Source organism: Comamonas sediminis, assembly GCF_041107495.1.
Lineage (GTDB): Bacteria > Pseudomonadota > Gammaproteobacteria > Burkholderiales > Burkholderiaceae_C > Comamonas > Comamonas sediminis.
In genome coordinates, this window is record NZ_JBGBDC010000001.1 from 491,571 (window position 1) to 518,362 (window position 26,792).

Below are 26,792 nucleotides of genomic sequence, written 5' to 3' on the forward strand. Positions count from 1 at the left end.
ATCAGGAAGAAGCAGCGGTCTGCTTTTCAGCAGCGTTGATCTTTGCTTCGAATTCATGGCGGAAATGCTTGATCATCGCGCGCACCGGCATCGCTGCCGCATCGCCCAATGCGCAAATCGTGCGCCCCATGATGTTGCCGGCTACCGAGTCCAGCTTGTCCAGATCCTCGGCGCGGCCATGGCCGTGCTGGATGCGGTCAACCATGCGCCACAGCCAGCCCGTGCCTTCGCGGCAAGGGGTGCACTGTCCGCAGGACTCGTGCTGGTAGAAGTAGGACAGGCGCAGCAGGCTCTCGACCATGTCGCGCGAGTCGTCCATCACGATGACGGCACCCGAGCCGAGCATCGAGCCGGCCTTGGAGATGGAGTCATAGTCCATCGTGCAGGCCATCATGATGTCGGCAGGCAGCACAGGGGCCGACGATCCGCCAGGGATCACGGCCTTGAGCTTGCGGCCGGTGCGCACACCGCCCGCCAGCTCCAGCAACGTGGAGAACGGCGTACCCATCGGCACTTCGTAGTTGCCGGGCTTGTTCACGTCACCGCTGACCGAGAAGATCTTGGTGCCGCCGTTGTTGGGCTTGCCGCATTCCAGATACGCCTGGCCACCGTTGCGGATGATCCAGGGAACGGCCGCAAAGGTTTCGGTGTTGTTGATCGTCGTGGGCTTGCCATACAGACCAAAGCTGGCCGGGAATGGCGGCTTGAAGCGGGGCTGGCCCTTCTTGCCTTCGAGCGATTCGAGCAAGGCGGTTTCCTCGCCGCAGATGTAGGCGCCAAAACCATGGTGGGCATGCAGCTCGAAGCTGAAGTTGCTGCCCATGATGTTGTCACCCAGATAGCCCGCAGCACGCGCCTCTTCCAGCGCTGCCTCGAAGCGTTCGTAGACCTGGAAGATTTCGCCGTGGATGTAGTTGTAACCCAGCGAGATGCCCATCGCATACGCGGCGATGGCCATGCCTTCGATCACGATGTGCGGGTTGAACATCAGGATGTCGCGGTCCTTGCAGGTGCCAGGCTCGCCCTCGTCCGAATTGCACACCAGGTGCTTTTGGCCGGGGAAGTTGCGGGGCATGAAGCTCCACTTCAGACCGGTGGGGAAGCCGGCGCCGCCACGGCCGCGCAGGCCCGATTCCTTCATCGTGGCAATGACCTGGTCCTGGGTCAGACCCTCGCCACCGTCCTTGCCCAGCAGCTTGCGCAGGGCCTGGTAGCCACCGCGAGCCTCGTAGTCCTTGATCGACCAGTTCGTGCCGTCCAGACCTGCATAGATCTGGGGCTCGATGTGGCGGTCGTGGAAGCAGGTTTCCACGCCGGTGGCCTGGAACTGCGACAGAATTTGAGCGGCTGTAGTCACTTGGTGTCCTCCGCTGCGCGCAAGCCGGTCACCAGCTGGTCCAGCTTTTCGTTGTCCATGAAGCTGCACATGTGGCGGTCATTGACCAGCAGCACAGGTGCATCGGCGCAGGCACCCAGGCATTCCGATTGCTCGATGGTGAACACGCCATCGGCGGTGGTATCACCCATCTTGATGCCCAGCTTGTCTTCCAGGTGCTTGAGCGCCTCGCGGCCACGGCGCAGCTGGCAAGGCAGGTTGGTGCACACGCTCAACTTGTACTTGCCCACCGGATGCTGGTTGTACATGTTGTAGAAGGTGGTCACTTCATGCACGGCGATCTCGGGCATCTCCAGGTACTCGGCTATCACCGCCTCGCTCTCCTGGCTCACCCAGCCCTGCTCCTGCTGCACGATAGACAGGCAAGCCATCACGGCCGACTGCTTCTGCTCTGCCGGATACTTGGCAACTTCGCGGGCAAAGCGTGCTTTTGTTGCTTCGGTAATCATCGGTCAACGTCTCCAAACACGATGTCCAAGGTGCTCAGCACCATCACGGCATCGGCCAGCATGTGGCCACGGCTCATTTCATCGAGCGCCGAGAGATGCACAAAACCTGGTGGACGAATCTTCAGGCGGTACGGCTTGTTGGCACCATCGCTGATCAGGTAGATGCCGAACTCGCCCTTGGGGTGCTCCACCGATGCGTAAGCCTCGCCCTCGGGCACTTTGAAGCCTTCGGTGAACAGCTTGAAGTGGTGGATCAGCTCTTCCATGTTGGACTTCATGGCTTCGCGATCGGGAGGCGCCACCTTGTGGTTGTCGGTGATGACCGGACCGGGGTTGGCACGCAGCCAGTCCACGCATTGCTTGATGATGCGGTTGGACTGGCGCATCTCGGCAATGCGCACCAGGTAGCGGTCATAGCAATCGCCGGTCTTGCCCACGGGAATGTCGAAATCCATGCGGTCATAGACTTCGTAGGGCTGCGACTTGCGCATGTCCCAGGCCAGACCCGAGCCGCGCAGCATCGGGCCCGTCAGGCCCAGGTTCATCGCACGGTCGATATCGACCACGCCGATACCCACGTTGCGCTGCTTCCAGATGCGGTTGTCCGTCAGCAGGGTTTCGTATTCGTCCACGCACTTGGGAAAGCGCGCGGTGAAGTCATCGATGAAGTCGATGAGCGAACCTTGGCGGTTGCGGTTCATCTGCTCGATGGCCTTGGCATTGCGCACCTTGCTGGCCTTGTACTGCGGCATGGTTTCGGGCAGGTCGCGGTACACGCCGCCAGGACGGAAGTACGCCGCGTGCATGCGCGCGCCGGAGACGGCTTCGTACATGTCCATCAGGTCTTCACGCTCGCGGAAGCTGTAGATCAGAATGGTCGAGCTGCCGCCGTCATTGCCCGACGAGCCCAGCCACATCAGGTGGTTCATGATGCGGGTGATCTCGGAATACATCACGCGGATGTATTGCGCGCGGATCGGCACTTCCAGGCCCAGCAGCTTTTCGATAGCCAGGCAGTAGGCGTGCTCGTTGCTCATCATCGAGCAGTAGTCCAGCCGATCCATATAGGGCAGCGACTGGATGAAGGTCTTGCTCTCCGCCAGCTTCTCGGTGGCGCGGTGCAGCAGGCCGATATGCGGGTCTGCACGTTGCACCACTTCGCCATCGAGCTCCAGCACCAAACGCAGCACGCCGTGTGCTGCAGGATGCTGGGGACCGAAGTTGAGTGTGTAGTTTTTGATTTCAGCCATGGTTCTTCATCGTGAGGTCAGAGCGCCTCAGTGCAGGCCTCCGTAATGGTCTTCACGAATAATGCGGGGCGTGATCTCGCGCGGCTCGATCGTCACGGGCTCATAGATCACGCGTGCCTGCTCGGCGTCGTAGCGCATTTCCACATGGCCCGTCAGCGGGAAATCCTTGCGGAAGGGGTGACCGATAAAGCCATAGTCGGTCAGAATGCGGCGCAGGTCGTCATGGCCTTCAAAGACGATGCCGAACAGGTCAAATGCTTCACGCTCCAACCAGTTGGCCGAGGCCCACAGCTGGCTGAGGGTGTCGAGCACCGGGAAATCATCGTCCTGGCAGAACACGCGCACGCGCACGCGCTGGTTCAGGCTGATCGACAACAAGTGGGAGACCACGGCAAAACGTGGGCCATCGGTGCCCACGTCCTTGTATGCGGAGTAATCCACGCCGCACAGGTCCATCAGCATCTCGAACTTGCATTCGGGCGCATCGCGCAGCAGCTGCATGGCCTGCAGGTAGTTCGAGGCCGAGACTTCAACGGTCACTTCACCCAGCGCCAGGGTTACCGAGCGCGCCTTGTCGCCCAGCACGCGGGCGATCGTCTCTTGCAGCACGCTAGGCTGTATCAGTTCTACACTCATTCCAACTCCTAGGCGCGCGCGATCGTGTGGGTGCGGCGGATTTTCTGCTGCAGCTGGATGATGCCGTAGATCAGTGCTTCTGCCGTGGGCGGGCAGCCTGGCACATACACGTCCACCGGCACGATGCGGTCGCAGCCGCGCACCACCGAATAGCTGTAGTGGTAGTAACCACCACCGTTGGCGCAGGATCCCATCGAGATCACCCAACGCGGCTCAGCCATCTGGTCATACACCTTGCGCATGGCCGGGGCCATTTTGTTGCACAGGGTACCGGCCACAATCATCAAGTCAGCCTGGCGCGGGCTGGCACGAAAGACTTCGGCGCCGAAACGGCCGATGTCATAACGCGCAGCGGCTGCGTGCATCATCTCGACGGCGCAGCATGCCAAACCAAAAGTCATGGGCCAGATCGACCCGGTCTTGGCCCAGTTCACCACCGAGTCGTAGCTCGTGGTGACAAAGCCTTTCTCCAACACACCTTCAATCATCGTGTACCTTTTTGATTTCCGGTTATTCCCAGGTCAGCGCGCCCTTTTTCCATTCATAGGCGAAACCCACCACCAGAATGGCCAAGAACACGAGAACCGCGATAAAACCAGGCATTCCCACTTCATGCAGCGAAACCGCCCATGGGAAGAGGAACGCAATTTCCAAGTCGAAGAGAATGAAAAGAATGGCGACGAGGTAGTAGCGCACGTCGAACTTCATGCGCGCGTCTTCAAAGGCCTCAAAGCCGCATTCGTAAGGGGAGTTTTTCGCCGCGTTCGGGCGATTGGGTCCGAGGATGTAGCCTATGACCAGTGGGCCAAGGCCAACGCCTGCCCCCACCAGGATAAACAAAAGGACCGGGAGGTATTGTTCGAGGCTCATCTTGATGTCTACTCACCGCAGGAGCCAACCCAGGTAAGCACAAGACGCGACCCAGGCAGGCCTTTTATTGTGTTGGTGCCGTCGGCGAGACTCGAACTCGCACAGCTTTCGCCACTACCCCCTCAAGATAGCGTGTCTACCAATTTCACCACGACGGCTGATTTGACTTATCTGGCAAGCACCGATTGCTTTTACTTGCAATCTGCTCACCAGACAGACTCAGATTCTACTCTGGAAAAACCCTGCCTCCAGGGATTCCTTTCAAATAGTTGAGTTATTTGCCAGCAGGCTGCGCTGGCTCAGCAGGGGCGGCGGGAGCCGCTGCAGGCACGGACGCATCGGCAGCGGGAGCGGCAGCAGGCGCAGCAGCACCTGCGGCAGGCACCGAGGCATCAGCGCCAGCGGCGGGAGCGGCAGGGGCGGCAGCCGGTGCAGGCGTCGAAGCAGGAGGAATGGTCGCGTCCACCGGGGCACTCGACTGCGGGATCGCCGCAGCAGGGCCTTCGAGCACGCTACCGGCCGAAGTCGGGCGGGCATTGCCCAGATAGGCCAGACCCAGGGTCGTGACAAAGAACACCGCCGCCAGCACGCCAGTGCTGCGCGAGAGGAAGTTGGCGCTACCGGAAGCACCGAACAGGCTGCCAGCGCTGCTGCCGCTGCCAAAGGCAGCGCCCGCATCGGCACCCTTGCCATGCTGCACCAGCACCAGGCCAATCATGACCAGTGCTGCCAGCATTTGAATCGTCAACAGAATCGTTACCATCATCTACCCTTTTATCAAACTTGGTCGTCGCCAGCAGCCGCTTGTCTATCAAGCAGCTGCAGCAATAATTTTCAGAAAATCCTGGGCCTTCAAGGAAGCGCCACCGATCAGTCCACCATCAATATCGGGCTGGGCCAGCAGCTGCTCGGCGTTGCCCGCATTCATGCTGCCACCATACAGCACCGGCACCTTCGCCGCCTGCGTACTGGCTGCCGCCAGTTGCGCGCGCAATACAGCATGTACCGATTGCGCCTGCTCGGGGCTGGCCGTCTTGCCCGTACCAATCGCCCACACAGGCTCATAGGCCACGACGATTTCCGTCACGCAGGCGCCGACCGCATGGATCACTGCAGCGAGCTGGCGCTTGACCACCGCTTCGGTCTGGCCGGCTTCACGCTCCGCCAAGGTCTCGCCGACACAGACAATCGGCGTGATGCCGGCAGCCAGCGCCTTTTGCGCCTTCGTAGCCACCAGCGCGTCGGTTTCGCCATGGTACTGGCGGCGCTCGGAGTGGCCGACCAGTGCGTAGCGCACCCCAAAGTCGCGCAGCATCGCAGCCGACACCTCACCGGTGTAGGCCCCGGCGTCGTGCGCCGACACATCCTGCGCAGCCAGCGCGATCGCCGAGCCCTGCAGCAATGCCTGCACCTGACCCACATAGACAGCAGGCACCGCCACGGCCACATCGCAGCCCGGCTGGCCCAGGCCTTGCAGCAGCTCGCCCAGCAAGGCTTCATTGGCAGCCAGGCTGCCGTTCATCTTCCAGTTTCCAGCAATCAGTTTTTTCACAATTGATCCCAGGTCAGCACGATCTTGCCGATATGTTGGTTGGATTCCATCAGTGCATGGGCCTGACTGGCGTGGGCAGCCGTGAACTGGCTGTGGATGATGGGACGCACCTTGCCCGCTGCCAGCAGCGGCCAGACCTTGGCCTGCAAAGCCTGGGCAATCGCTGCCTTGAAGGCCACCGGACGCGGACGCAGGGTCGAGCCCGTGATCTGCAGACGGCGGCGCAGCACCAGACCGGCATTGAACTCGGCCTTGATACCCCCTTGCACGGCAATGATGACCAGACGGCCATCCTCGGCCAGCGCCTCGACCTCGCGGGCCACATAGTCGCCCGCCACCATGTCCAGGATCACATCCACACCCTTGCCAGCGGTGATGCGAGCCACTTCGGCGACAAAATCCTGGCTGCGGTAGTTGATCGCCTCGTCAGCACCCAAGGCCAGGCAAGCCTGGCACTTTTCATCCGAACCTGCGGTCACGATGACCTTGGCGCCAAAGGCCTTGGCCAGCTGGATCGCCGTCACACCAATGCCGCTGCTGCCACCCTGGATCAACAAGGTCTCACCGGCTTGCAACGCACCCCGGTCAAACACATTGCTCCAGACGGTAAAGAAGGTCTCGGGCAGGCAAGCGGCCTCGACATCCGACAAGCCCTCGGGCACCGGCAGGCACTGGGCCACCGGGGCCACGCAGTACTCGGCATAGCCACCTCCAGCGACCAGCGCGCATACGCGGTCGCCCAGCTTCAGGCCCTGCCCGGCCATCGCCACGGCGTCCCCCGCTACCACCACACCAGCCACTTCCAGACCGGGCAGGTCCGAAGCACCCGGCGGCGGCGCGTAATGGCCCTTGCGCTGGATCACATCGGGGCGGTTCACGCCACTGGCAACCACACGAATGCACAACTCGCCCTGCCCCGCCTGCGGCACAGCGCGCTCTCCCAGCTTCAATACCTGCGGATCACCAAAGGCGGTGATCTCGACTGCACGCATCTTGTCCACGCTTGTTTCCTCAGCCAATCACAATCAGCACACGCTTTTCAGCAGAAAAACGCACCCAGCGCCAGGCGCATGGGTGCGTCACACAGCAGATTATTGCTGTTGTTGTTGCTGCTGGTCGGCAGCACCGTCCACGCGGGGCTCGCGTGGTTCGCGGTGCTGGCGAGGCGCGCGATCGCCGCGGTCACCCCGATCGCCGCGTGGCTCACGGAACTCGCGTGGCTCACGCTCGGGCATGCCGGCTGGACGGTCCAGCAGCGCCTTCATCGACAGCTTGACACGGCCCTTTTCGTCCGTCTCCAGCACCTTGACCTTGACGACCTGGCCTTCGCTCAGGTAGTCGGTCACCTTTTCCACGCGCTCGTGGGCGATCTGGCTGATGTGCAGCAGACCGTCCTTGCCGGGCAGCAGGTTCACCAGTGCACCGAATTCCAGGATCTTGACGATCGGGCCTTCGTAAATCTTGCCGATTTCGACTTCGGCGGTGATCTCTTCGATGCGGCGCTTGGCTTCGTCCGCCTTGGCCCCATCGGTGGCGGCGATGGTGATGGTGCCATCTTCCTCGATGTTGATCTGGGTGCCGGTCTCTTCGGTCAGCGCACGGATGGTGGCGCCGCCCTTGCCGATCACATCACGGATCTTCTCGGGGTTGATCTTCATCGTGTACAGCTTGGGCGCAAACGACGAGACTTCCGCCTTGGCTTCGCCCATCGCTTCTTGCATCTTGCCCAGGATGTGCATGCGCGCTTCCTTGGCTTGCGCCAGTGCCACTTGCATGATTTCCTTGGTGATGCCCTGGATCTTGATGTCCATCTGCAGCGCGGTGATGCCGTTGGTGGTACCGGCCACCTTGAAGTCCATGTCACCCAGATGATCTTCGTCACCCAGGATGTCGGTCAGCACGGCAAACTTGTTGTCTTCCTTGATCAGACCCATGGCGATACCGGCCACGTGGGCCTTCATCGGCACGCCGGCGTCCATCATCGACAGACAGCCGCCGCAGACCGAAGCCATCGACGAGGAACCGTTCGATTCGGTGATTTCCGACACCACGCGGATGGTGTAGGGGAACTCTTCCTTCGACGGCAGGCACGCGGCCAGCGCGCGCTTGGCCAGACGGCCGTGGCCGATTTCGCGGCGCTTGGTCGAGCCCATGCGGCCCACTTCGCCGGTGGCAAAGGGAGGCATGTTGTAGTGGAACAGGAAGCGGTCTTCAAACTCGCCAGCCAGGGCGTCGATACGCTGTGCATCGCGCTCGGTGCCCAGGGTGGAGATCACCAGCGCCTGGGTTTCACCACGGGTGAACAGGGCCGAGCCGTGGGTGCGTGGCAGCACCGACGAGCGGATCTCGATAGGACGCACGGTGCGGGTATCGCGGCCATCGATACGGGGCTCACCCGCCAGAATCTGCGAGCGCACGATGCGCGCTTCGATGTCGAACAGCATGCCGTCGACCTTGACGCCGTCAAAGGCCACGCCTTGCTCGGTCAGGCCAGCCTTCACAGCGGCGTAAGCCTGGCGGCAGGCCAGCGTACGGGCTTGCTTGTTGCGCAGCTGGTAAGCGTCGCGCAGGGCGGCATCGCCCAGCTCGCCCACCTTGGCGATCAGCGCTTCGTCCTTGGCAGGAGCAGCCCAGTCCCATGCGGGCTTGCCGGCTTCGCGCACCAGTTCGTGGATGGCGTTGATCGCGATCTGGCCTTGCTCGTGGCCATAGACCACGGCGCCGAGCATCACTTCTTCAGGCAGTTGCTGGGCTTCGGATTCGACCATCAGCACAGCAGCTTCGGTGCCTGCCACCACCAGATCCATCAGCGAATCCTTGCGCTGAGTCTGACCGGGGTTGAGCACGTATTCGCCGTTGATGTAACCCACGCGGGCAGCACCGATAGGGCCGTTGAAAGGAATGCCCGAGATGGACAGTGCAGCGGACACGGCGATCATCGCAGCGATGTCGGCATCCACTTCAGGGTTCAGCGAGATGGTGTGGATGACCACATGCACGTCGTTGTAGAAACCTTCGGGGAACAGCGGACGGATCGGGCGGTCGATCAGACGGCTGGTCAGGGTTTCGAGTTCGCTGGGCTTGGCTTCGCGCTTGAAGAAGCTGCCAGGGATCTTGCCTGCAGCGTAGGTCTTCTCGATGTAGTCAACGGTCAGCGGGAAAAAGTCCTGACCGGCCTTGGCGATCTTGGAGCCCACCACGGTAGCCAGCACCACGGTGTCGTCGATGTTGACCAGCACCGCGCCGGAAGCCTGGCGGGCGATTTCACCGGTTTCCATGGTGACCGTGTGCTGGCCCCACTGGAAAGTCTTGGTGACCTTGTTGAATATGGACATAGATTGCTCCTGGTTAAACAGCCAAAAACCTGTCGGTTTTCAGCAGGAGCCGGCATGCAGAACACGATGCCATTCCAGGGAGGCTGAAGGCCTGGAACCCGGGGTTCAGCCCCCTTGGAATGACACAGCTTCGCTCTGTTTGCGCGGCGTTGAAGTAAAAAACGCCTGAGCTAGCGGACTAACTCAGGCGTCTCCATCTCACCCTGGGCTTACTTACGCAGGCCCAGCTTAGCGATCAGTGCAGTGTAACGGTCAGCGTCCTTGGACTTGAGGTAGTCCAACAGCTTACGACGACGGCTCACCATGCGCAGCAGGCCGCGGCGACCGTGGTGGTCCTTGGCGTGCGTCTTGAAGTGAGGGGTCAGTTCGTTGATGCGGGCGGTCAGCAGAGCCACTTGGACTTCTGGGCTGCCCGTATCGGTAGCGGAACGTGCGTTGGCCTTTACAACTTCGGCCTTGATAGATGCGGCGATCATGTGTTTTCCTTCATAGGAACACCGGCTTGCGCTGGCATTCTGGTTACTTGCGCCGCAGCCGGAAAAGCTTGCGACGTGCGTCTTGCACCATGCAAAACCCTGCAATTATACCCAATAACTTCTTTTAGGTTTTTAGCCCCAAAACCGCACCAAGGCCGATGCCGCCGCGCCCAGCACCACTACCAGCAAAAATGGCGCGCGCAGCGCCAGCGCGATGATGGCCACCGCCAGCGCAGCCAGGCGGGCATCCAGCACCAGTTGCTGGCCGCTGACGAGGGTGTTCATGGCGGTCAGGGCGGCCAGCAGCGCAATCGTCAGCGCGCCGGCTACCCGGGCCATGCGCGGGTGGCGCAGCCAGTGCGCCGGCACACTGTAGCCCAGCAGCTTGGTGCCATAGGTCACGGCGCTGGCCAGCAGCACCCAGATCCACCAGTGGTTGCCCATGTCTGCCATCACGTTCATCGTGCGGCCTCCTGCGTACCGGCGCCCTGCCCTGCGGGGCCGCTACTGCGCGAATGGTAGCCCCAGACGGCGCCCACCACCGCTGCAATCAAGATAGGCACGCCCGGCGCCACCCAGGGCACCGCCAGCATCGCAATGCTGGCAGCCACCACTGCCAGCGCAATGGGCTCCCTGTGCGTCAGGCGCGGCCACAGCAGGCCCATGAAGGCGGCCACTGCTGCACCGTCCAGCCCCCAGCGCCCCGGGTCGCCCAGGGCATTGCCCAGCAAGGCGCCCGCAGCGGTGAACAGGTTCCACAGCAGGTAGACGCCCACGCCGGCGGTCCAGAAGCCCCGCTTCTGCTCGTCCTTGTCCGCCTGCCCCAGCGCGGTGGCAGCCGATTCATCAATCGTCAGCTGCGCCGACAGCAGGCGCGCCAGGCCGCGCGGGCCCAGCAAGGCGGCCATCTGCATGCCGTAGACCGCATTGCGCACCCCCAGCAGGCTGGCCGCGCCCAGGGCTGCAGCGCCCGCGCCGCCGCCTGCAACCACGCCGACAAACGCAAACTGCGAGCCGCCGGTAAACATCAGCAGGCTCAAGGCGCAGGTCTGCCAGACCGACAGGCCCGCCGCCACCCCCAGCGCGCCAAAGGAGATGCCATATAAACCGGTTGCCACGCTGATCGACACGCCCATGCGCACGGCAGGCGAGGACCACAACCCTGAACTGTTAGAAGCCATGGGCGGCGATTTTAGAGCGTGTTGTGTCTGGCGCGCGCCACTGCCAGTACTTTGCGGCACATAGGCGCATAAAAGCCCGCAGGGCCAGGGGCCTTGCGGGCTTCGGTATTGCCAAGGCGGCGCTCAGACGCTTTGCAGGCTGGCGCTGTCAATGCCACGCGCCGCCTCGCGGGCGCTTTCACGGGCCGAAGCCAGTGCCGGCACGCAGACGCCGGCCACCAGGTGGATCAGCGCCTCGGGCACATCGTTGTAGGCGCCGCGCGGGCCCAGGATATTGATGGAGCCCAGCACCTCACCGCCATACCAGACGGGAATGTTCAGCACCGCATGCAGGCCCCGGGCGACCAGGTCCTCGGCTTCGGAGAAGACGGTGCGGATGTCGGCCTCGTCCCGCCCGATATAGGGCAGGCCCTGGTCCAGCACCCGGTCCGACCAGGGGCCCTTGCCGGTGGCCTTGAAGCCGCCCAGCGGGCTGATGGCCTCGTTGGACGAATAGATGCGGCGCATCAGCTTTTCCTGCTGCAGATAAACCAGGCCAGTCAGCAGGCCGTAGCCAAACAGCTGCTGGCAGGTCTCGGCAATCGCGGCCCAGTGGTGCCCGGCATCGCTGCTCTGGCCCAGGGTATGGGCCAGGCGGCCCAGGACATGGGTGGTGCTCATTGCTGAATTCCTTCCAGTGACACGCCATGGGTGTTCTTGCCGAACAGCAGGATGCCCATGCCGCCGACAAACAGCACGCCGGTCATCAGCGCAAACACGCCGCCAAAGCCCAGCACCGGATAGGCGGCCCCCACGATGGTGGGCGAGGCAATCGAGCCAATCCGCGCCAGCGCCGAGGCCGTTCCCATGCCGGTGGCACGGATCGAGGTCGGGTAGATCTCCGAGGTGTAGGTGTACTGGCCGGCGATCACGCCGTTCATGCCAAAGGACAGCAGCATGCTCAGCAGGATGATCTCCTGGTCGGCACCGGCAAAGGCCAGGCCCAGCGCTGCCAGGCAGGATACGAGCATGTAGGCCAGGATGGTGTACTTGCGGCCGATCTTGTCATTCAGGTAGGCAGCCGAGTAGTAGCCTGGAATCTGCGCCAGGTAGATCAGGATGGTGAAGGAAAAGCTCTTGGTCACCGCAAAGCCACGCGCCACCAGCAGGCTCGGAATCCAGACCAGGAAGGCGTAGTAGCAGAACATCACCGTGATCCAGAACACCCAGACCACCAAGGTGGTTTGCAGGTACTGGGGCTTGACCAACGTGGCCAGCTTGGCCCATGCGCCTTGCACGGCGGAGTCAGCTGCTTTTGCAGCCAGGCTCATCTTCACCGGTTCGGGCAGCGGCTTGCCGCTGCTGCGTTGGACCTGCGCTTCAATGGCAGTACAGATCCGGCTGGCCTCTTCACGGCGGCCCATCTCTTCCAGCCAGCGGGGCGATTCGAACAGCGCCCGGCGCATCCACAGCAGAAACACCACCGGCACCGAGGCGATGACCATGATCCAGCGCCAGCCATCGGCACTCATCGGCACGATGAAGTAACCCAGCAGTGCCGACATCACAAACCCAAAGGAGAAAAAACCCGCCAGCGCGCCGGTGAAGCGGCCCCGGTAGCGGCTGCTGACAAACTCCGCCAGGTAGGGGGCGACGATGGCACCCTCGGCGCCCATGCCCACACCGGCAATCATGCGCAAGATGTAGAACTCATGGAAATTGGTGGCAAAGGCATTGATGAAGGTGGCCACGCAGAACAGCACCAGCGCCCACATCATCACGACCTTGCGGCCAAAGCGGTCGCCCAGCATGCCCGACAGCAGCGCCCCCACCAGAAAGCCCACGTAGGTGCTGCTGGCAATCCAGCCTGCCTGGATGCCGGTCAACCCCCATTGTTCGCGCAGCGACGGCAGGATGAAGGCGATGATGCCCGCATCCAGCGCCTCGAAGGCCAGGCCCAGGCCGCCAATGATGAGCAAGATGAAATGGAAGCGGCTGAAAGGCAGCCGCTCCAGACGTTCGGAAGCGTTATACATAGAGTGGTGCTCGCTCAAAGGCCCATCAGCAGGCGTTCTTGTGGATGAAGCCGTCGCGCATGATCAGCTTGATCGCCGTGTCATGCCGGGTCAGCACCGATACATCCTCCAGCGGGTTGCCATCGACCAGCAGCAAATCGGCATAGGCGTTCTCCACCACTTCGCCCAGCAGGCCTTCGTGGTTCAGAATCTCGGCGCCGATGAGCGTTGCCTGCTGCACCACCTTGGCATGGCCCAGCACCTTGGCGCGCAGCACCAGTTCGTCCGATTGCATGTAGTGCGTCTCGCCCAGCAGATCGCTGCCAAAACCCATCTTCACGCCGGCGGCGTCCAGCACTTCCAGCGCCTTGAGGCCGTTGGTGCGCACCTTGGCAATCTTTTGCACCGACTCGTCGGGCAGACCGTACTTGGCGCCGTCGTTGGCCAGGCCTTCGTAGGTGATCAGGGTCGGCACCATGTAGGCACCCTTTTCCTGCATCAGCTTGGCGGTGGGTGCATCGACCAGGTTGCCGTGCTCGATGGTGCGCACGCCGCACTCGATGGCACGGGTGATGGCCTGGGGCGTATAGGCATGGGCCATCACATAGGTGTTCGCATTGTGGGCCTCTTCGACGATGGCGGTCAGCTCCGACACCGAAAAGCCCAGGTTGTTGATCGGATCGTTGGGCGACGCCACACCGCCCGAGGCCATCACCTTGATCTGGGTGGCACCCTTCAGAATCTCTTCGCGCACCGCCAGGCGGCAGGCGTCAACGCCATCAACCACCTTGCCGATATTGCCGATCTTGTAGGCGCAGGAGCAGGGGTCGAGCGTGTCATTGCGCGCCCGGAAATCGCCATGGCCGCCGGTTTGCGACAGCGCCTTGCCGGCGCAGAACAAGCGCGGGCCGGCCACCTGGCGGGTACGCACGCCTTCGGCCAGCGCCCAGTCGGCACCACCGGCATCGCGCACCGAGGTAAAGCCCCGGTCGATCATGCCTTTCATGATGGGCAGCGCGCGCAGCAGCGCCAGCGCATTGGGCAGATTGGCAACCGCACCCAGGTTGAAGCCCGAGGCCATCACGTGCACGTGGCAGTCGATCAGGCCGGGCATCAGGGTCATCCCCTTGGCATCGATGACGGTGGCATCGGCCACCTCGAAGTCTTCGGCACTGATCCTTTCGATCAGACCGTTGCGCACCCAAATGGTATGAGTAGAAGTCAATACGAGATGCCTGGTGTCGAGAATCTTGGCATTGCGGATCAGGGTGGATTGCATAATCGGATTTGGCGTTCACAGCGCCATGGTTGCCTCTAATGCCCCGAACTCTAGCCAAGCTGCAACAATATGTGGCAATGACATGAGGTCATGCATCTGCCAATTTTTTCTACCGTCATGAGTGGAGCTCATACCCCATGCGCCGTCGCTGCCCCACGATCTCCGAGCTGAACGCCTTCCTGCTGTCGGCGCAGCACCTGTCGTTTTCCAAGGCCGCCAAAGAGCTGTTCGTCACGCAAAGCGCCATCAGCCGCCACATTGCGGGCCTGGAGGCCTACCTGGGCCATCCGCTGTTCATGCGCCGCAGCCATGGGCTGGCGCTGACCCATATTGGCGAGAACTACCTCAAGCTCGTGCGCCCAGCGATGGAATCGCTCGAACGCGCCACCACCCAGGTCATCTCCACGGCGCAGAACGCCCATCTGCTCAGCCTGTCGGTCGCGCCCACCTTTGCGGCCAACTGGCTGTTTCCCCGGCTGGAGAGCTTTCGCGCCAGCAACCCGCACATCGCCATCCACTTTGTGCGCTACAGCACCACCGACAGCGCCGAGACCGTCGATGGCTTCGATGCCTCCATCCAGTACGGCTACGGCGACTGGCCGATTGCCGATGCCCAGTACCTGATCGGGCGCGAGACCAGCATCGTCTGCTCGCCCAGCTACCTGCAGCAGCACCCGATCGTGCATTTCAGCGACCTCAAGCAGTGCAGCCTGCTGCAGCACATCGAGCTGCCCACCTCCTGGGACGACTGGTTCACCGCCTATGCCGGCCCCTATGAAGGGGCACGCATCGGCCCCGGCTTCAACCTCTTTACCCTCATCATCCAGGCGGCCATTGGCGGCCTGGGCGTGGCTTTGGTGCCCAGCTGCCTGCTGCAGGAGCCGCTGGCATCGCACAAACTGGTCGAGCCCTTTGGCCAGCGCTTTGAAAGCCCGCTGGGCTACTACCTCTGCGCGCCCACCTGGCGCAGCGACATGGAGAGCTACCAGCGCTTTGGCGAATGGCTGCAGCAGGAATGCCGCCGCCCTCCTACAGCCACTTGATCTGCTGAGGCAGCCTCGCCCCAGCCGCTTGGTTCTATGCTGGTCGCCATCTGCGATCGAAGGAGTTCTCCCATGAAAACCAAGCATTCCGCCTTCAACAAAATTGCCCGCGCCGTCGCCAAGTTCAGTGGCCGGCCGGTGTGCTTTGTCGGTGCTGTCCTGGTGATTGTGCTGTGGGCGGTCAGCGGTCCGTTTTTCGGCTTCAATGACACCTGGCAGCTGGTGATCAACACCGGCACAACCATCGTCACCTTCTTGATGGTGTTCCTGATCCAGTCCACCCAGAACAGCGACACCGAGGCCATGCAGATCAAACTGGATGAACTGATCCGCGCCATCGAGCCGGCCCGCAACTGCATGCTGTCGCTCGAAGAGCTGGACGAAGAGGAGCTGGACGCCTTGCGCAAGGAGTTCGACATCCTGGCCGAAAAAGCGCGCCAGAAACAGGATGCACAGCAGCATCCCAGCGCTGGCTGATATCCCCGCCCTGCGCTACGCAGGGCGGTGAGCGGCCTGCATTCGTCGCTTCCGCTGCGCGCATGGGCCGCGGCCCATGCAAAGCCTGGGCGTCTCAGCGCTTGTGCTTGTTCTTTGCCCCACCCTGGCGCGCCTTGAAGCGGGGGTTGGACTTGCAAATGACATAGATGCGGCCACGCCGCTTGACCACCTGGCAATCACGGTGGCGCTTCTTGGCTTCCTTGAGGGACGACAGAACTTGCATGCAGTGCTTCTCCAAAACGGCAACAGATGCTTAAATGATAATGCATTCTCATTATCAATTCAAGCATCCGTGTCTTGGAACAAGCAAGCGCCACCAGGTGCCTGCGCCAACACCTGGGCCAACACCAGGTCGGGTGCAGGCCAACAGGTTGCCAGCGATCCTGCGCCCGTGGTCAGGATGCACCCACGCTGCCCGTTACCGGCAGCACAATGCCTGAGATATAGCTGGAGCACACCTGCGACGCGAGAAACACATAGGCGGGTGCCAGCTCCTCGGGCTGCGCGGGGCGGCCCATCTGGGTGTCGGCACCAAACTCGCGCAGGTCCTCCGCATCCTTGTCGGCCGGGTTCAAGGGCGTCCACACGGGGCCAGGAGCCACCGCATTCACGCGGATGCCGCGCTCCATCAGGTTCTGGGCCAGCGCCTTGGTGAACGCATGGATGGCACCCTTGGTTGCGGAGTAGTCCAGCAACTCCTTGCTGCCGCTCAGACCCGTGACCGAGCCGGTGTTCACGATGGCATCACCCCGCTGCAGATAAGGAATGCTCGCCTTGACCATGTGGAAGTAGCCAAAGATATTGGTGCGGAAGGTCTCGTCCAGCCGCTCGATGTTCAGGTCTTCAATGTCGGCCGCATGCTGCTGGAATGCCGCGTTGTTGACCAGTACATTGAGCGCACCAAATTTCTTCAGCACCTGCTTGACCGCCTGCTCGCAAAATTGCGGGTCCTGCACATTGCCGGAAATCGCCAGACTCTGCTGGCCCTCCTCCTCGATCAGGCGGCAGGTTTCCTTGGCATCGTCGTGCTCGTTCAGGTAGAGGATCGCCACATTGGCGCCCTCGCGCGCAAACAGCACCGCCACCGCCCGGCCAATGCCCGAGTCTCCGCCGGTGATGACCGCCGTCTTGCCCTCCAGCTTGCCGCTGCCCCGGTAGTTTTCTGCCAGATAGAGCGGCTGCAGATCCAGCGCTTTCTCAAGGCCGGGCTTGGCCAGCTTTTTGCCGGGCATCGGTGGCGTGGGCACCTCATGGCCGGGGCCGGGTGCGGTCTTTTTGCTGGTTTTATCGTCCTTGCTGCTCTTGGCTTTTTTGGACGCTTTGGCCGCCTTGTCCCGCGCGTCGTTTTGGCCTTGCTCTTGCTGGATGCGCTGCTGCGCAGCCACCACTTCCTCGACCGAGCGCTTTTCTGGCGAAGGCTTCTTGCTGACGCTCTTTTGGGATGGACTGTTGGATGGGCTCATGCTGAAACTCCTTGGATCTTGAACTTGGAAAAAATGAAACGGCATCGCGCAGCGGCAGACCACTGCAACATCAACCTCGACAGCCCTACATGCACTTACCCGCTGACAAGCTTGTCCGACATACGGCCGCCACACCGCGCAGTACAAAGAAGGCAGAAAGGAGGCCGCCATGCCAACCCCTACCACGCCCCCTCAGCCGCCGGTGGCGCCACCACCGCCGGATCTGCCCAAGCCCGAGCCCATCGATCCGCCCGACAGCACCTTGCCTATCGAGGAACCCGGGCATGAGCCACCGGTGAAGGATCCGGAACCGGTCTAGACCGGCAACGCAACAGGCCAGCACACCACCCGGTGGCTGGCCTGTTCTTATTTCTTCTTGGCAGCGGCGTTGCGCTTGCGGGTGGCCGCTGCTTTTTTAGCCGATGCGGATCGAGCCTCGGGGCTGCGGCTGGCGGCGGCTTTCTTGGCAGCAGCCGAGCGCGCGGCTGCGAGCTGCGAGCCCGGCCCTGTTGCCTTGCCCCGGCCGGATCCGGAGCGCTTGCCGCCACCGGTTTCCTTGTTCACCGTGGCCCAGGCGCGTGAGGCAGCCTCGTCTTCCGAGACGCCTTTTTTCTCGTAGCTTTTCTCGATATGGCGAGCCATGCGTTTTTGCTTATCGGTATAAGCGGATTTATCTCCTTGGGGCATCACAAAACTCCTTGGGTGGGTGCAGGCAGGGATGAGGGCGGAGGCGGTATGGGGCGGTCCGTGGTCATGGCCCCACCGCGTTGCCGGGCTCCGTCATTGGGAAGGATCACCATCGGCGGGCGGGCCACCGCCGCCTGGCCGTGGCTTCTTGGGGGTGGTGGGAACGGGCTTCTGGGCCTGGGCCCCTACCAGGGCGAGAAACATGGGGTGCAGGTGGCGCATGGCGTCCTCCAATCGCTGAACAGGCTTTCAGAGTAGCCCTGGCGCACAGCGCTGCATGTCGGAAAAACGCTTCCCAATACATTGTTCCGCTTCACACATGGCGTAACGGCACTGGGCGTACCCCCGCGCGCTACGCAGACCTACACGGCCTGGCCCCTGCGCTTGCAACACTGGGCTTTTGCCCCATGCTGAATCCAGCCGTATGCGCCGGTGCGCCAGCGGCTCCACCAGCTGCACCAGGAGAGCCACCATGCCCCAACCCTACGAGCCCAGTCCGTCCCCTGCCCAGCCCCCCATTCCCGGCCAGCCGCAGCCGGCGCCTGGTGAGCCGGGCACGTATGAGCCCAGCCCTTTGCACCCCTACCCGGGCAACCCGCAGCACCCCTATCCCAGTGAGCCGGCACACCCCTACCCCGGCAACCCCGAGCACCCTTACCCCGGCACGCAGCCAGAGCCAGTGCCCGATACGACGACGAGCCAGTCAGTGTGAGTGGATGCAGCGCTGTAGTGGCTGCGGGCTTACTTCTGCGTGGCCTGCAGCAGGTCCAGGCGGCGCTGCACCTGGTCGGCCAGTGCCGTATCGCCCAACGCGCGCGCCAGGCGCTGCTGGTTGATCAGCCAGGCCATCACGGCACGGCGCCAGCCTTGGGCCGAGGCGGTATCGACCGCCTGGGTGACGACCGCCATCGGCACCGGTCCGCGCACCGCCAGCACGCCGGCCGCGACCAGGCGCGAGAGCGGGTCTTCCATAGCGGCCAGCGCAGCGGCTGCTTGCTCCGGTGCCAGCGGCGCCACTGCCTGCTGGGCCTTGGGCAGCAGCGCCACATCGCCAGCAGCCAACTGGCCCTGCAGATAGCGGGCATAGGCTTGCTCGGCATCGGCAGCATCCTGGGCCACGGCCTCAAAGCCCGTGCAAGGGGCAGCCTCCAAGGCAGCCACCTGCGCAGCGCAGCGCGCCAGCTCCAGCCGGGCCAGCAGATCGGGCCGGGCCGTGCGGCTTACCTCGTCACGCGCACGCCGCCATTCGGCCTCTGCCACCCGTTGGTTGCCTGACAGGTAGGCATCGGTCGCGCGTTCGGCAGCGCCTTGTTCGTTGATCGCCCAGTCGGGCGCCTTCTTGCCGCTGGCGCAGCCGCCCAACACAGCGGCGGCCAGCAAGGCTGCGGCCAGGCGGGCGGTGATGGCAAGCACGGTACTCATGGCAGTCGCACCTCGGCATCCTTTTTGGCAAACGGCCATTTGCGGTTCAACTCGGTCAGCATGCCTTCGACCTTGCGCAGATTGGCCTCCACATCGGCACGCAAATCACCCAGCTGGCTGGTGGCATCCTTGGCATTGGCGCCCACGGCCTGGGCCTCCACCAGCACCGCATCCACCTTCTTCAGGCTGCCGCGCACATCGCCGAGCACGGCATTGAGTTGCTGCACCGTGGCGCGCACTTCGGGCATCACGCCATCGGCCCCAAACACCTGCTTGTCGGCATTCTTGGCCAGGCCATCGAGGCGCGCCAGCAGCTGGTTGGTGCGGTCCAGGGTCTGCGATATCTTGCGCGCCTCGGCATCCCCACCCATCACCACGCCCAGCGCGCCGCTGGGGCCGTTGAGCTTGGTGCTCAGGTCACGCAGCTGCTCCAGGGTGCCACCCAAGGCCGAGCCGGCCGAGGTCATCATGTTCAGGTTCTCCAGCAGCTGGCGTGCATTGCTCATCAGCTGCGGCAGCTCGGCCGTCGCATCGCCCGACAGCACCGCGCGCACGGCGCCATCCTCCAGCTGCGGGTCGTCCAGAATGCCCGAATAGGCCTTGATCGTCGTGCCCCCCACCAGGCCCTTGACCAGCGTGAACACGCTGCTGCTGCGCAACCAGTGCGCATCTTTCTCGGGCACATCCACATGGATGCGCACCGTGCCATCGGGCGCCAGCTCGATCTTGCTGACCTTGCCAATCGCAAAGCCGGAGAAAGTCATGTCCAGACCGATGGAGACACCCTCGGAATCATCGGCCGTCAGGATCAGCGACTGCTTGGGCTCGAAGACGCCGCGCGCATACATCAGATAAAAGGCCGAGCCCAGGATCAGCAGCAGGGTAAACAACAGCAATGCCCCGGCCTTGCGCTCCAGATGCGGCACTGGCGTCAGGCCATCGACGGCCACCCCATCGACCACCGCCGCACGCCGTGCAGAGGCGGCAGAAGACGGCGGCGCAGGGCGGTCGGCAGAGTCGTGGGGTTCTGGTATTTGCATGTACCGCGATCTTACCCGGGCTGGCTGTCAGCTTCAAAAGAAAGCTGCAGGGGGTTGTTTTGAAAGGCAGACACTCACTTTCCAGCCCAGTCGCCCGCGGCTTGCCCGGCGCTTGTTACACATTGCCGCTGCGCTAGCTCTTATACTGTACATATATACAGTTAGTTGCCATGCCCAAACTCGATGCCCTGTCCTTGCCGCCCGCGGTGAACGTCCAGCTCTGGCGGGGCGATCACATGGTGCGCGCGCCGATGGCGGGCATCCCCACCGGCTGGGATGCACTCGATGCCGAGCTGCCTGGCAAGGGCTGGCCCAGCCAGTGCCTGACCGAGGTGCTGCAGCCCCAGGCCGGCACCTTGGAGTGGCGCCTGACCGGCCGAGGCCTGCAGCAGTGCCCAGCGCACAAGCCCGTCATCGCGCTGGGCCCGCCACTGCCGCCCCACGCCAGCGGGCTGGCCCAGAGCGGCCTGGCGCCCGGGCAGCTGGTATGGATACACAGCAGCCGCCCGCAAGACCAGCTCTGGGCGCTGGAGCAACTGCTCAAAGCCAATGCCGCAGCGGCCTTGCTGGCCTGGCTGCCCCAGGTGCAGCCCGAGCAGATACGCCGCCTGCAAATCAGTGCCCAGCAGTTTGAAGGGCCCGTCTTTGTCTTTCGACCCGAGAGCAGCCAGCACCAGGCCTCCGCCGCCCCGTTGCGGCTGCTGGTGCGCAGCAGCCAGCCGTGGTCACTGCAGCTGCAGCTGCTCAAACGCCGGGGCCCCGTGCACCAGGGCACGCTGGAGCTGCCTGCCGTGCCGCCCAGCCTGCAAGCCGTGCTGCCCGCCCGGCTGTGGCCTGGCACCGTGCCGCTGCCCCAACCGGCCACCGCTGCCGTTTCCGTCTCATCCTCCAACACTGCCCTTAGCTTGCCATACCATGACACCGATCTGGGCCGCCCTGCTGCCCCACTTCCCCTGCCCCGCAGCCAGCGCGCGCGCCAGTCCAGCCTGCTCCACTGAAGCTGCCCACGCCACGCCCTTGGCCGATATGCAAGGCCTGGCGCTGTGGGCGCAGCAGTTCACGCCGCGCCTGGCCTGCGTGCCATCGGACACGGTTTTTGGCGATGCACTGGTGCTGGAGCTGTCAGCCAGCGAGCGCCTGTTTGGCGGCCGCCAGCCACTGGCCCGGCGCCTGCTGCGCGAGAGCCGCGAGCTGGGCGTGCAAGCCATCAGTTGGGCCCCCACCAGCCTGGCCGCGATTGCGCTGGCGCGCTGCGGTATCCGCCACGGCATGGGCCAGCCGCTGCCGCAGGTGCTGGCCCCTTTGCCGCTGCATGCCATCGATGCAGTGGCCCGGCATGCCGAGCTGCTGAGCCAGCTGGGCTGCCAGAGCCTGGGCGCCGTCCATGCACTGCCCCGGGGGGCGCTGGCCCGGCGCATGGATACCGGCATCCTGACCGCCCTCGACCAGGCCCATGGCCTGCTGCCCGACCGCTACTCCTGGATCAGCCTGCCTGCCCGTTTCGATGCCCGGCTGGAGCTGCCCATGCGCATCGACCAGGCCGATGCGCTGATGCAGGGTGCGCGCCACCTGCTGCTGCAGCTGTGCGGCTGGCTGGCGGCGCAGCGTGCAGGCGTGCGCAGCTTCCGGCTGCGCTGGTGCCACGATGCGATGCGCTCCCGCCATGTGGGCGATGGCGGCGAGCTGACCATCCACACCGCCAGCACCACGCGCGATCTGCAGCACCTGTGCCGCCTGCTGCAGGAGCACCTGGCCCATGTGGAACTGCAAGCCCCGGTGGGCGAGTTGAGCCTGCATGCCGATACGCCCGAAGCGCTGCAAGAGCGCAGCGCCAGCCTGCTGCCTGACAAAACCGCCGATGGCGAAAGCCTGGAGCAGGTGCTGGAACGCATCACCGCCCGCCTGGGTGCCGACCAGGTGCAGCGCCCGCTCTTGCGGCCCGACCACCGCCCCGAGTGGCAGGTGCAGTGGCTGCCCGCGCAACCCGCCGGCAAGGCCAAGGCCGCCCCACCCGCTGCACAGCCCCATGTACCACTCCATGTGCCGCCCCTTGCCCAACCCAGCTTCTTGCTACCCACGCCGCTGCAACTGCTGCAGGACAAGCAGAGCCGGCCGCTCTACCACGGCCCCTTGCAATTGCTGCTGGGCCCGCAACGCATTGAAGGCGGCTGGTGGCACCGCAGCCCCGGCTTTTTGCCGGTGAGCGGTGCGGATGGAGACACCCACATCGACGAGGCGGCCCCCGGCAGCGACCACCGCGATCACCGAAATGACCGCGAAAGCCCGCCCAAACCCGCCCCCATCACCCAAACCGCCCACACCGCGCTGCGCGATTACTGGGTCGCCCACAGCCCACATGCCGGCTTGCTGTGGATCTTCCACACCCGCTTGTCCGCCAACAGCGGTGCCTGGTTTCTGCATGGCCGTTTTGCCTGAGCAGCGCCGCACCCGTCTAGAGCCATGGCCACGCGTCCCAAACTCACCATCCCCCACTACGCCGAGCTGTGGTGCCTGAGCAATTTCAGCTTTCTGCGCGGCGCCAGCCACCCGCATGAGCTGGTCGAGCGCGCCCACGCCCAGGGCTACCGCGCGCTGGCCCTGACCGATGAATGCTCGCTCGCCGGCATCGTGCGTGCCCATGTCGCAGCGCGTGACTGCGGGCTGCCGCTGATCGTCGGCGCGCAGTTCGAGGTGCAGCCCAGCGATACGGCCGCACCCGCTTTCACCTTGGTGGCACTGGCCTGCAACCTGCATGGCTACGGCAACCTCTGCGCCCTCATCACCCAGCTGCGGCGCAAATCGCCCAAGGGCAGCTATGCGCTGGCGCAATCGGCCATCCACCCGCGCGCGCTGCAAGACTGCCTGCTGCTGCTGGCTCCCAGCCGCCAGGCCAGCCCAGCGCAAATCCAGGCCCAGGCCGCCTGGCTGCAGCAGCACTTTGCCGGCCGCTGCTGGCTGGCCGTGCAGCTGGACCGCAGCCTGGGCGACGAGGCCTGGCTGGCGCAGATGCGCGCAGCGGGCAGCAGCAGCGGCGCGCCGCTGGTAGCTGCCGGCAATGTGCACATGCATGTGCGCTCGCGCAAGCCCATGCAGGATGTGCTGACCGCCATCCGCCTGCGCACACCGCTGACCGACTGCGGCTACGCGCTGCAGCCCAATGCCGAGCAGCACCTGCGCAGCCGGCTGCGGCTGGCGCAGATGTACCCGCCCGATCTGCTGGAGGCCAGCTTGGGCATTGCAGCGCGCTGCCAGTTCTCGCTGACCGAGCTGCGCTACCAGTACCCCGACGAGGTGGTGCCGCCCCAGCTCACACCGGCGGCCTACCTGCGCCAGCTCAGCTACGAAGGGGCGGCCCGCCGCTGGCCGCAAGGCACGCCGCCGAAGGTGCAGGCCACCCTGGAGAAAGAGCTGGCGCTGATCTCCGAGCTGCAGTACGAGCACTACTTTCTGACCGTCTACGACATCGTGCGCTTTGCCCGCAGCAAGGACATCCTCTGCCAGGGCCGGGGCTCGGCCGCCAACTCGGCGGTCTGCTATTGCCTGCACATCACCGAGGTCGATCCAGACAAGACCCGAGTGCTGTTCGAGCGCTTCATCAGCAAGGAGCGCAACGAGCCGCCCGATATCGATGTGGACTTCGAGCATGCCCGGCGCGAAGAGGTCATCCAGTACCTGTACAAGAAATACGGCCTGCACCGCGCCGGCCTCACCGCCGTGGTCATCCGCTACCGGCGCAAATCCGCGATCCGCGATGTGGCCAAGGCGCTGGGCTTTGCGCTGCCCAGCATTGACCTGCTGGCACGCGACCATTCGCGCTGGGACGACGAGCTGCTGCGGGCCGAAGCGCTGGCCCAGTGCGGCCTGCAGGCGGGCGACCTGGCCGTGCGCCAGCTGCAGGAGCTGGTCGAAACCCTGCGCGATTTTCCGCGCCACCTGTCCCAGCATGTGGGCGGCTTTGTGCTCACCCGGGGCCCGCTCTCGCGCATCGTGCCGATCGAGCGCGCCAGCATGGAGAACCGCACCGTCATCCAGTGGGACAAGGACGACCTCGATGCCGTCGGCCTGCTCAAGGTCGATGTGCTGGCGCTGGGCATGCTCACCGCGCTGCAAAAAATGCTGCACCTGGTGGGCGCACGCCAGGGCCGCAGCTTTGCGCTGGGCGATATCCCGCACGGCGACGAACCCACCTACGACATGATCTGCGCGGCCGACACGATCGGCGTCTTCCAGATCGAGAGCCGCGCCCAGATGAGCATGCTGCCGCGCCTGCGGCCGCGAAAGTTCTACGACCTGGTGATCGAGGTCGCGCTGGTGCGGCCCGGCCCCATCCAGGGCGGCATGGTCCACCCCTATCTGCGCCGCCGCCAGGGGCTGGAGAAAGTGCAGTACGAAAGCGAGCTGCTGCGCCCGGCGCTGGAGCGCACCCTGGGCGTGCCCATCTTCCAGGAGCAGGTGATGCAGATCGCCATCGATGCGGCCGGCTTCAGCGCCGGCGAGGCCGACCAGCTGCGCCGCTCGATGGCGGCCTGGCGCCGCACCGGCAATCTGCAAAAGTACTACGACAAGATCATCAACGGCATGACCGGCAACGGCTACTCGCAGGCCTTTGCCGAGTCGATCTTTCAACAGATCCAGGGCTTTTCGGAATACGGTTTTCCTGAAAGCCATGCCGCCAGCTTTGCGATCCTGGTGTATTTCAGCGCCTGGATCAAATGCCACTACCCGGCCGAGTTTCTGGTGGCCATGATCAACAGCCAGCCGCTGGGCTTTTACAGCAACAGCCAGCTGATCCAGGATGCCAAGCGCCATGGCGTGCAGGTACTGCCCGTCGATGTGATGCACAGCGGCATGGACTGCAGCACCGAGCCTTCCAGCGGCCCCTATCCCGCCGTGCGCCTGGGCCTGCGCCTGGTCAAGCAGCTGCAGCAGACGCAGGCCGCGCGCCTGCTGCAGGCCCGCGACGCCGCCCCCTTTGTCAGCGCCCAGGACCTGGCCCGCCGCGCCCAGCTCGATGCCCCGGCGATGAAGTACCTGGCCGCCGCCGACGCACTGGCCAGCCTCGAAGGCCACCGCCGCAACCAGCTCTGGCAGGCCTCTGCGCCGCTGCACCACAGCCGCCTGCTGCGCGCCGCCCCCATCGACGAAGACGAGCTACAGTTGCCCGCCGCCAGCGAGCAGGAAGACATCCACTGGGACTATGCCGCGCTGGGCCTGAGCCTGCGCCGCCACCCCATGGCCTTGCTGCGCGAGCGCCTGCAGCGCCACCGCTTCCAAACCCAGGCAGAGCTGCGCGAAGCCCGCGACGGCAGCTGGGTGCGCGCCTGCGGCATCGTCACCCTGCGCCAGCAGCCGCCCACCGCCAAAGGCGTCATCTTCATCACCCTGGAAGACGAAACCGGCAACCTGCAAGTCATCTGCTGGCCCCACCTGCGCAGCGCCCAGCGCGACGCGCTGCTGCACGCCCAGTTCCTGGCCGTGCAAGGCCGCTGGCAGCGCAGCGGCGAGGTCGGCAACCTGATCGCACACCAGCTGCGGGATGTGTCGGATTGGTTTGACAGCCTGCGGATTCGGAGCCGGGATTTTCGGTGAAGGGGGTGGACGCCGATGGATTGGATTCACACCGACTCCTAAGCCTAGCTTTGGGTGCCCATGAGACTCATGCCGAAGCACAAGGGTATGCTGCGGCAGTCCGGCAAGACTTCAGCATTGGCATGACAGCTTCAGCTTGAACGCCCCACATCGTGCCCTGCCAGATGCCGAACCGTCATTCCAATCGCACCCAACTAAAGGCTCAATTTTGAAAATCCCATGCCGCTGTGGCGCTCTCATTGTTGATAGCACCGACCAGTTATCCCACAAAGCCCATTTAATGCCTGATCAGAGTCGGTTTGTCGCGCTTGATGCAATTGACGAGCAAGTCATCGACCCGATTGCCGATGGCAAATTGAGCAAGGACGACGCATACATGCGCGCGCGAAGCATCTTCCAAGCATCCACACGAACAATGTGGCAGTGTCGGTCTTGCGGAAGGTTGTTCATCAACGCACAAGATGGCTCACTGCACTGCTTCGCACCCGAAGATGCAAACACCGACAAAGACATTCTGGCCTTGGACATGAGCCAATAGCTTGCATGAGCGCATCGCTACTGGGTTCGGCCACAGACCTTGGCTCAGGAGTGACGAATAGCACACGAATACCAGCGCTTTGCATTGCCCTCAA

The 26,792-nt window shown here is 63.8% G+C and carries 29 protein-coding genes and 1 tRNA gene; 7 read left to right on the plus strand and 23 right to left on the minus strand.

Annotated elements, in window-relative coordinates; genetic code table 11:
- Position 1: 1 nt before the first annotated feature.
- From nuoF to AB7A72_RS02175, 17 genes are all read right to left on the minus strand, one after another.
- Complete coding sequence (nuoF, locus tag AB7A72_RS02095; protein ID WP_133854618.1) at positions 2-1,357, minus strand: NADH-quinone oxidoreductase subunit NuoF; 1,356 nt, start codon at positions 1,355-1,357, stop codon at positions 2-4.
- Complete coding sequence (nuoE, locus tag AB7A72_RS02100) at positions 1,354-1,845, minus strand: NADH-quinone oxidoreductase subunit NuoE (RefSeq protein WP_230771676.1); 492 nt, start codon at positions 1,843-1,845, stop codon at positions 1,354-1,356. Before nuoE ends, nuoF begins: the two co-directional genes overlap by 4 nt.
- Complete coding sequence (locus tag AB7A72_RS02105) at positions 1,842-3,095, minus strand: NADH-quinone oxidoreductase subunit D (RefSeq protein WP_239811290.1); 1,254 nt, start codon at positions 3,093-3,095, stop codon at positions 1,842-1,844. The genes nuoE and AB7A72_RS02105 overlap by 4 nt, the downstream gene beginning before the upstream one ends.
- 27 nt (positions 3,096-3,122) lie before the next feature.
- Entirely contained in the window at positions 3,123-3,731 is a 609-nt protein-coding gene (locus tag AB7A72_RS02110; protein ID WP_239811289.1) for an NADH-quinone oxidoreductase subunit C, read from the minus strand.
- 8 nt (positions 3,732-3,739) lie between these two features.
- The gene (locus AB7A72_RS02115; RefSeq protein ID WP_021028558.1) at positions 3,740-4,219 is read right to left on the minus strand and encodes a NuoB/complex I 20 kDa subunit family protein; all 480 of its coding nucleotides are present in this window, start codon (positions 4,217-4,219) and stop codon (positions 3,740-3,742) included.
- Between the two features lie 22 nt (positions 4,220-4,241).
- Positions 4,242-4,601, minus strand: coding sequence for an NADH-quinone oxidoreductase subunit A (locus tag AB7A72_RS02120; protein WP_021028557.1), 360 nt, complete (start codon positions 4,599-4,601; stop codon positions 4,242-4,244).
- 73 nt (positions 4,602-4,674) lie between these two features.
- Positions 4,675-4,759, minus strand: a tRNA-Leu gene (locus AB7A72_RS02125).
- Between the two features lie 116 nt (positions 4,760-4,875).
- Positions 4,876-5,367: a preprotein translocase subunit SecG gene (secG, locus tag AB7A72_RS02130; protein WP_312807374.1), complete on the minus strand. Its 492-nt coding sequence runs from the start codon at positions 5,365-5,367 to the stop codon at positions 4,876-4,878.
- 45 nt (positions 5,368-5,412) lie between these two features.
- Positions 5,413-6,156 carry a triose-phosphate isomerase gene (gene tpiA / locus AB7A72_RS02135; protein WP_256460979.1) on the minus strand — a complete coding sequence of 248 codons (744 nt, stop codon included), beginning with the start codon at positions 6,154-6,156 and terminating at the stop codon, positions 5,413-5,415.
- Positions 6,150-7,145: an NAD(P)H-quinone oxidoreductase gene (locus AB7A72_RS02140; protein ID WP_313329942.1), complete on the minus strand. Its 996-nt coding sequence runs from the start codon at positions 7,143-7,145 to the stop codon at positions 6,150-6,152. The genes tpiA and AB7A72_RS02140 overlap by 7 nt, the downstream gene beginning before the upstream one ends.
- A 99-nt stretch (positions 7,146-7,244) precedes the next feature.
- Positions 7,245-9,488 (minus strand): polyribonucleotide nucleotidyltransferase, encoded by a 2,244-nt coding sequence (gene pnp / locus AB7A72_RS02145; RefSeq protein ID WP_239811287.1) that lies wholly within the window; start codon positions 9,486-9,488, stop codon positions 7,245-7,247.
- A 209-nt stretch (positions 9,489-9,697) separates the two neighbouring features.
- Positions 9,698-9,964, minus strand: coding sequence for a 30S ribosomal protein S15 (gene rpsO, locus AB7A72_RS02150; protein ID WP_116925902.1), 267 nt, complete (start codon positions 9,962-9,964; stop codon positions 9,698-9,700).
- 132 nt (positions 9,965-10,096) lie between these two features.
- On the minus strand, positions 10,097-10,426 hold the full coding sequence (locus tag AB7A72_RS02155; protein ID WP_239811286.1) for an AzlD domain-containing protein: 330 nt from the start codon (positions 10,424-10,426) through the stop codon (positions 10,097-10,099).
- Positions 10,423-11,145 (minus strand): AzlC family ABC transporter permease, encoded by a 723-nt coding sequence (locus AB7A72_RS02160; protein ID WP_369458874.1) that lies wholly within the window; start codon positions 11,143-11,145, stop codon positions 10,423-10,425. The genes AB7A72_RS02155 and AB7A72_RS02160 overlap by 4 nt, the downstream gene beginning before the upstream one ends.
- Positions 11,146-11,268: 123 nt before the next feature.
- Positions 11,269-11,805 (minus strand): GAF domain-containing protein, encoded by a 537-nt coding sequence (locus tag AB7A72_RS02165; protein ID WP_239811284.1) that lies wholly within the window; start codon positions 11,803-11,805, stop codon positions 11,269-11,271.
- Positions 11,802-13,160, minus strand: a complete 1,359-nt coding sequence (locus AB7A72_RS02170) for an MFS transporter (protein WP_369458875.1) — start codon at positions 13,158-13,160, stop codon at positions 11,802-11,804. The genes AB7A72_RS02165 and AB7A72_RS02170 overlap by 4 nt, the downstream gene beginning before the upstream one ends.
- A 25-nt stretch (positions 13,161-13,185) precedes the next feature.
- Entirely contained in the window at positions 13,186-14,418 is a 1,233-nt protein-coding gene (locus tag AB7A72_RS02175) for a metal-dependent hydrolase family protein (RefSeq protein ID WP_369458876.1), read from the minus strand.
- Positions 14,419-14,555: 137 nt separating this feature from the next.
- Here AB7A72_RS02175 and AB7A72_RS02180 point away from each other — a divergent pair, with 137 nt between their 5' ends.
- The gene (locus AB7A72_RS02180; protein ID WP_369458877.1) at positions 14,556-15,461 is read left to right on the plus strand and encodes a LysR substrate-binding domain-containing protein; all 906 of its coding nucleotides are present in this window, start codon (positions 14,556-14,558) and stop codon (positions 15,459-15,461) included.
- Positions 15,462-15,533: 72 nt separating this feature from the next.
- Positions 15,534-15,938 carry a low affinity iron permease family protein gene (locus AB7A72_RS02185; protein WP_239811280.1) on the plus strand — a complete coding sequence of 135 codons (405 nt, stop codon included), beginning with the start codon at positions 15,534-15,536 and terminating at the stop codon, positions 15,936-15,938.
- Between the two features lie 94 nt (positions 15,939-16,032).
- Here AB7A72_RS02185 and ykgO read toward each other — a convergent pair whose 3' ends face one another.
- On the minus strand, positions 16,033-16,182 hold the full coding sequence (gene ykgO / locus AB7A72_RS02190) for a type B 50S ribosomal protein L36 (protein ID WP_116925897.1): 150 nt from the start codon (positions 16,180-16,182) through the stop codon (positions 16,033-16,035).
- Between the two features lie 172 nt (positions 16,183-16,354).
- Positions 16,355-17,422 carry an SDR family oxidoreductase gene (locus AB7A72_RS02195; protein WP_239811279.1) on the minus strand — a complete coding sequence of 356 codons (1,068 nt, stop codon included), beginning with the start codon at positions 17,420-17,422 and terminating at the stop codon, positions 16,355-16,357.
- A gap of 169 nt (positions 17,423-17,591) precedes the next feature.
- Here AB7A72_RS02195 and AB7A72_RS02200 point away from each other — a divergent pair, with 169 nt between their 5' ends.
- Entirely contained in the window at positions 17,592-17,741 is a 150-nt protein-coding gene (locus AB7A72_RS02200; protein WP_165841178.1) for a hypothetical protein, read from the plus strand.
- Between the two features lie 47 nt (positions 17,742-17,788).
- On the opposite strand, the gene AB7A72_RS02205 is transcribed toward AB7A72_RS02200, so the two are convergent.
- Complete coding sequence (locus tag AB7A72_RS02205) at positions 17,789-18,109, minus strand: plasmid stabilization protein (protein ID WP_369458878.1); 321 nt, start codon at positions 18,107-18,109, stop codon at positions 17,789-17,791.
- 93 nt (positions 18,110-18,202) lie between these two features.
- The gene (locus AB7A72_RS02210; RefSeq protein ID WP_256460959.1) at positions 18,203-18,331 is read right to left on the minus strand and encodes a hypothetical protein; all 129 of its coding nucleotides are present in this window, start codon (positions 18,329-18,331) and stop codon (positions 18,203-18,205) included.
- Positions 18,332-18,581: 250 nt separating this feature from the next.
- Here AB7A72_RS02210 and AB7A72_RS02215 point away from each other — a divergent pair, with 250 nt between their 5' ends.
- Entirely contained in the window at positions 18,582-18,821 is a 240-nt protein-coding gene (locus AB7A72_RS02215; RefSeq protein ID WP_312409930.1) for a hypothetical protein, read from the plus strand.
- A 29-nt stretch (positions 18,822-18,850) separates the two neighbouring features.
- Here the strand turns inward: AB7A72_RS02215 and AB7A72_RS02220 are convergent, their stop codons facing one another.
- Together AB7A72_RS02220 and AB7A72_RS02225 are read right to left on the minus strand one after the other, a co-directional pair.
- A complete protein-coding gene (locus AB7A72_RS02220) occupies positions 18,851-19,531 on the minus strand; it encodes a hypothetical protein (RefSeq protein WP_369458879.1) in 681 nt (226 codons plus the stop codon).
- Positions 19,528-20,571 carry an MlaD family protein gene (locus tag AB7A72_RS02225; RefSeq protein ID WP_239811275.1) on the minus strand — a complete coding sequence of 348 codons (1,044 nt, stop codon included), beginning with the start codon at positions 20,569-20,571 and terminating at the stop codon, positions 19,528-19,530. The genes AB7A72_RS02220 and AB7A72_RS02225 overlap by 4 nt, the downstream gene beginning before the upstream one ends.
- A gap of 170 nt (positions 20,572-20,741) precedes the next feature.
- Here AB7A72_RS02225 and imuA point away from each other — a divergent pair, with 170 nt between their 5' ends.
- The 3 genes from imuA to AB7A72_RS02240 are packed head-to-tail and all read left to right on the plus strand — an operon-like array spanning position 20,742 to position 26,160.
- Entirely contained in the window at positions 20,742-21,569 is an 828-nt protein-coding gene (imuA, locus tag AB7A72_RS02230; RefSeq protein ID WP_369458880.1) for a translesion DNA synthesis-associated protein ImuA, read from the plus strand.
- A 28-nt stretch (positions 21,570-21,597) separates the two neighbouring features.
- Entirely contained in the window at positions 21,598-23,007 is a 1,410-nt protein-coding gene (locus AB7A72_RS02235; protein ID WP_369459097.1) for a Y-family DNA polymerase, read from the plus strand.
- A 24-nt stretch (positions 23,008-23,031) separates the two neighbouring features.
- Positions 23,032-26,160, plus strand: a complete 3,129-nt coding sequence (locus tag AB7A72_RS02240; protein WP_369458881.1) for an error-prone DNA polymerase — start codon at positions 23,032-23,034, stop codon at positions 26,158-26,160.
- The last annotated feature ends 632 nt before the right edge of the window (positions 26,161-26,792 follow it).

Bases quoted from the DNA above. Each gene is read 5' to 3' on its own strand.
- pnp (WP_239811287.1), bottom strand. From the start codon at position 9,488: ATGTCCATATTCAACAAGGTCACCAAGACTTTCCAGTGGGGCCAGCAC.
- AB7A72_RS02110 (WP_239811289.1), bottom strand. From the start codon at position 3,731: ATGAGTGTAGAACTGATACAGCCTAGCGTGCTGCAAGAGACGATCGCC.
- ykgO (WP_116925897.1), bottom strand. From the start codon at position 16,182: ATGCAAGTTCTGTCGTCCCTCAAGGAAGCCAAGAAGCGCCACCGTGAT.
- rpsO (WP_116925902.1), bottom strand. From the start codon at position 9,964: ATGATCGCCGCATCTATCAAGGCCGAAGTTGTAAAGGCCAACGCACGT.
- AB7A72_RS02155 (WP_239811286.1), bottom strand. From the start codon at position 10,426: ATGAACGTGATGGCAGACATGGGCAACCACTGGTGGATCTGGGTGCTG.
- AB7A72_RS02185 (WP_239811280.1), top strand. From the start codon at position 15,534: ATGAAAACCAAGCATTCCGCCTTCAACAAAATTGCCCGCGCCGTCGCC.
- AB7A72_RS02165 (WP_239811284.1), bottom strand. From the start codon at position 11,805: ATGAGCACCACCCATGTCCTGGGCCGCCTGGCCCATACCCTGGGCCAG.
- AB7A72_RS02160 (WP_369458874.1), bottom strand. From the start codon at position 11,145: ATGGCTTCTAACAGTTCAGGGTTGTGGTCCTCGCCTGCCGTGCGCATG.
- AB7A72_RS02235 (WP_369459097.1), top strand. From the start codon at position 21,598: ATGCAAGGCCTGGCGCTGTGGGCGCAGCAGTTCACGCCGCGCCTGGCC.
- AB7A72_RS02120 (WP_021028557.1), bottom strand. From the start codon at position 4,601: ATGAGCCTCGAACAATACCTCCCGGTCCTTTTGTTTATCCTGGTGGGG.
- AB7A72_RS02225 (WP_239811275.1), bottom strand. From the start codon at position 20,571: ATGCAAATACCAGAACCCCACGACTCTGCCGACCGCCCTGCGCCGCCG.
- AB7A72_RS02115 (WP_021028558.1), bottom strand. From the start codon at position 4,219: ATGATTGAAGGTGTGTTGGAGAAAGGCTTTGTCACCACGAGCTACGAC.
- AB7A72_RS02240 (WP_369458881.1), top strand. From the start codon at position 23,032: ATGGCCACGCGTCCCAAACTCACCATCCCCCACTACGCCGAGCTGTGG.
- AB7A72_RS02140 (WP_313329942.1), bottom strand. From the start codon at position 7,145: ATGCGTGCAGTCGAGATCACCGCCTTTGGTGATCCGCAGGTATTGAAG.
- AB7A72_RS02210 (WP_256460959.1), bottom strand. From the start codon at position 18,331: ATGCGCCACCTGCACCCCATGTTTCTCGCCCTGGTAGGGGCCCAGGCC.
- AB7A72_RS02180 (WP_369458877.1), top strand. From the start codon at position 14,556: ATGCGCCGTCGCTGCCCCACGATCTCCGAGCTGAACGCCTTCCTGCTG.
- AB7A72_RS02220 (WP_369458879.1), bottom strand. From the start codon at position 19,531: ATGAGTACCGTGCTTGCCATCACCGCCCGCCTGGCCGCAGCCTTGCTG.
- AB7A72_RS02170 (WP_369458875.1), bottom strand. From the start codon at position 13,160: ATGTATAACGCTTCCGAACGTCTGGAGCGGCTGCCTTTCAGCCGCTTC.
- secG (WP_312807374.1), bottom strand. From the start codon at position 5,367: ATGATGGTAACGATTCTGTTGACGATTCAAATGCTGGCAGCACTGGTC.
- AB7A72_RS02205 (WP_369458878.1), bottom strand. From the start codon at position 18,109: ATGCCCCAAGGAGATAAATCCGCTTATACCGATAAGCAAAAACGCATG.
- imuA (WP_369458880.1), top strand. From the start codon at position 20,742: ATGCCCAAACTCGATGCCCTGTCCTTGCCGCCCGCGGTGAACGTCCAG.
- AB7A72_RS02175 (WP_369458876.1), bottom strand. From the start codon at position 14,418: ATGCAATCCACCCTGATCCGCAATGCCAAGATTCTCGACACCAGGCAT.
- AB7A72_RS02105 (WP_239811290.1), bottom strand. From the start codon at position 3,095: ATGGCTGAAATCAAAAACTACACACTCAACTTCGGTCCCCAGCATCCT.
- AB7A72_RS02215 (WP_312409930.1), top strand. From the start codon at position 18,582: ATGCCCCAACCCTACGAGCCCAGTCCGTCCCCTGCCCAGCCCCCCATT.
- AB7A72_RS02200 (WP_165841178.1), top strand. From the start codon at position 17,592: ATGCCAACCCCTACCACGCCCCCTCAGCCGCCGGTGGCGCCACCACCG.
- nuoE (WP_230771676.1), bottom strand. From the start codon at position 1,845: ATGATTACCGAAGCAACAAAAGCACGCTTTGCCCGCGAAGTTGCCAAG.
- AB7A72_RS02195 (WP_239811279.1), bottom strand. From the start codon at position 17,422: ATGAGCCCATCCAACAGTCCATCCCAAAAGAGCGTCAGCAAGAAGCCT.